Origin of the sequence: Moorena sp. SIO3B2 (genome assembly GCF_010692525.1) — a bacterium.
GTDB lineage: Bacteria > Cyanobacteriota > Cyanobacteriia > Cyanobacteriales > Coleofasciculaceae > Moorena > Moorena producens.
This window is the reverse complement of record NZ_JAAHHE010000626.1, coordinates 1-2,697: the sequence shown is the minus strand read 5'-3', so window position 1 is coordinate 2,697 and position 2,697 is coordinate 1. Positions and strand designations below refer to the sequence as shown.

The 2,697-nt window shown below is 43.9% G+C and carries 2 protein-coding genes, 1 tRNA gene and 2 pseudogenes; 4 read left to right on the top strand and 1 reads right to left on the bottom strand.

Annotated elements, in window-relative coordinates:
• The 4 genes and pseudogenes from F6K38_RS39085 to F6K38_RS39070 form a co-directional block, all read left to right on the top strand.
• Positions 1-265 (top strand): annotated as a pseudogene (locus F6K38_RS39085) (hypothetical protein); the annotation flags it as partial.
• Positions 262-519, top strand: a pseudogene (locus F6K38_RS39080) (alcohol dehydrogenase catalytic domain-containing protein); the annotation flags it as partial. The pseudogenes F6K38_RS39085 and F6K38_RS39080, both read left to right, overlap by 4 nt.
• Before the next feature lie 198 nt (positions 520-717).
• Positions 718-1,191: a pentapeptide repeat-containing protein gene (locus F6K38_RS39075; RefSeq protein ID WP_008190303.1), complete on the top strand. Its 474-nt coding sequence runs from the start codon at positions 718-720 to the stop codon at positions 1,189-1,191.
• 545 nt (positions 1,192-1,736) lie between these two features.
• The gene (locus F6K38_RS39070; RefSeq protein WP_008190297.1) at positions 1,737-2,060 is read left to right on the top strand and encodes an antibiotic biosynthesis monooxygenase; all 324 of its coding nucleotides are present in this window, start codon (positions 1,737-1,739) and stop codon (positions 2,058-2,060) included.
• 233 nt (positions 2,061-2,293) lie between these two features.
• Here the strand turns inward: F6K38_RS39070 and F6K38_RS39065 are convergent.
• Positions 2,294-2,364: transfer RNA gene (locus F6K38_RS39065), tRNA-Gly, on the bottom strand.
• Positions 2,365-2,697: the final 333 nt, after the last annotated feature.

Genomic DNA, 2,697 nt, shown 5'->3' with positions numbered 1-2,697 from the left:
ATTTTGCCCCCCTAGCCCCCCAATTCTGGGGGGAACAAGAATCAATTTGCTGGTAGAAGTCCCCCAAAATTGGGGGACCAACGGGGGCTTGGATGTAGCAAATGAGACTTTTCAGACAACCTCTAAAAAGCGCTACTCCCGACTCCCGATTCCCGACTCCCGACTCCCGACTCCCGACTCCCGACTCCCTACTCCCGACTCCGTCACCCAAATTAAAACTGCTATAAATGAAGACATAAATTCACACCATAAATTCAAACAATGATTCGAGCCTACGCAGCCCACGAACCTGGTGGAGAACTGAAGCCTTCTGAATACGACCCAGGGGTTTTGGGGGAAGAGGAAGTAGAAATCAATGTGGAATACTGTGGTATTTGCCACAGGGACGTGAGTATGTTGGATAACGAGTGGGGACTAACTCAGTATCCCTTTGTACCAGGTCACGAGGTCGTTGGTACCGTGGCCGCATTGGGAGAGAACGTGACCACGCTCCAAGTTGGACAAAGAGTGGGACTAGGCGATCGCTTAATCTCTTAGCACCATAATCCCTTAACTTTCACAATTGTGTGTCTTTTCTTAACAAACTCAGCAATTTAAGGATTAATTCCATAACTAACCTTAACAAATCATCATTATAATCCCGCACCACTAATCGGTTATAATGAAATTGGGATGAACAAATACATCCTGATGATTTAACTTCTAGGGAGGCCAAAAATGAAATTCAATATTTTGGCAACGCTAACTTTAGTCGCTTCTCTGTTCTTCACCGGTTCAGCCGTAGCTGAAAACCCAGACCAGGTGCAACAGTTGCTTTCAACTGGTGAATGTCCAGGGTGTAATTTAAAAGGAGCGGATCTATCGGGTGCACATCTACTTGGGGCTGATTTGAGGAATGCTAACCTGCAAGGAGCAATCTTAATTGAAGCCAACCTAGAAGGTGCTGACCTGACTGGTGCCAACTTAAACGGGGCTAACTTAACCCAAGCCTTTGTCACCAACGCTAGTTTAAACTGTGCTAATCTCAACCAAGTGAATTTGACAGCGGCCAAGCTTTACGACACCGATGTGTCTGGAGCTGTCATGAACAAAGTTACCTTAACTAATGCCGAGATATTTGAAACTGGCATTGGCATTGGTGGTAGTGCCGAGGAATTCAATTTCAATGTCGAGTGTAGAGTAGATTCTTGACTGTCAAGGTAGGGTGGGCAAAAACATTTTGGTTGAAATCAGTATTAATGATTAGACAACTTTGCCCACCCTACTGTCAAGGTGGTAGGGTGGGCAAAAACATTTTGGTTCAAATCAGTATTAATGATTAGACAACTTTGCCCACCCTACTGTCAAGTTGGTAGGTGGTAGGGTGGGCAAAAACATTTTGGTTGAAATCAGTATTAATGATTAGACAACTTTGCCCACCCTACTGTCAAGGTAGGGTGGGCAAAAACATTTTGGTTCAAATCAGTATTAATGATTAGACAACTTTGGCCACCCTACTGTCAAGGTGGTAGTGGTAGGGTGGGCAAAAACATTTTGGTTCAAATCAGTATTAATAATTAGACAACTTTGGCCACCCTACTGTCAAGGTGGTAGGGTGGGCAAAAGCATTTTGGTTCAAATCAGTATTAATGATTAGACAACTTTGCCCACCCTACTAACTCTATTGGTATCTGTGCAGCTCAACCATTAGTTGTTATGATTGGGAACTAACCCAAAAAATCCCAAGGGAGGGAAAGTTGACCGAATTTCTAGATTTTCTTAAGCACAAATATGCTTATGTTGCCATTGGTGAATTCAAGCCAGGCAAATTTCAAGAAGCTCAGGATCTTTACGAGAAAGCTGTATCTACCTATATCCAAGGGTTCAAAGGCGCTTACCTACTGCAAGAACCGGGAACCGATAGAGGCATTGCTGTGATCTTTTGGGAAAGCATAGCAGACATGGAAGATCATCAAAGTGAAGCCTATGAGGCAATCTTAAACCAAATGTCTCACTTGTTTACCAAAGCTCCCACCACATCGTTCTACGAAGTTTGCAGTGAAATCCAGCCTCCCAATTAGCTGGAGAATTGAGAATTGAGAATTGAGAATGAAGAATTTAGAATGAAGAATTTAGAATGAAGAATTTAGAATGAAGAATTTAGAATTTAGATCGCATTAGCCGTAGGGTGCGTTAGGGGCGGAAAGCCTCTGATTTTTTGCCTCGTTGCCAGGGTTGACATAGCCAGCCCCGTAACGCACCACCTGTCCAGTGCGATCGCATTCAACAAAATATATACAAATAATATCTCAAGAGCGGATGGGGGGAATCGAACCCCCATCATCAGCTTGGAAGGCTGAGGTTTTACCACTAAACTACATCCGCACTGTTTCCAGCACTTCTAGCATCATAACATAAGAAAATCAAAGTGCCACATTTTTTAGCTTCCGGCAAAAGAAGCCCCACAACGAACATGCGCAGCATGAGTGTGGGATGAATTTTGCACAGAGTCTTTCACTTTAGACCAATCGATGTGTTATACTGGAAATACTGACTTTCAAAGCCGTTCGCGTAGCGTGGCCAAAGGCCATAAATGCTGGGAAGTTGGTCAAACATTATTAAACAAAAGACCAAGAAAACAGAGCGGCAGGGCAGTCCGTTCTTAAAGCCCAGCGCCTCCTAAGCAATAGCTGGATTGGCTGGGAAGCCCACACTGAA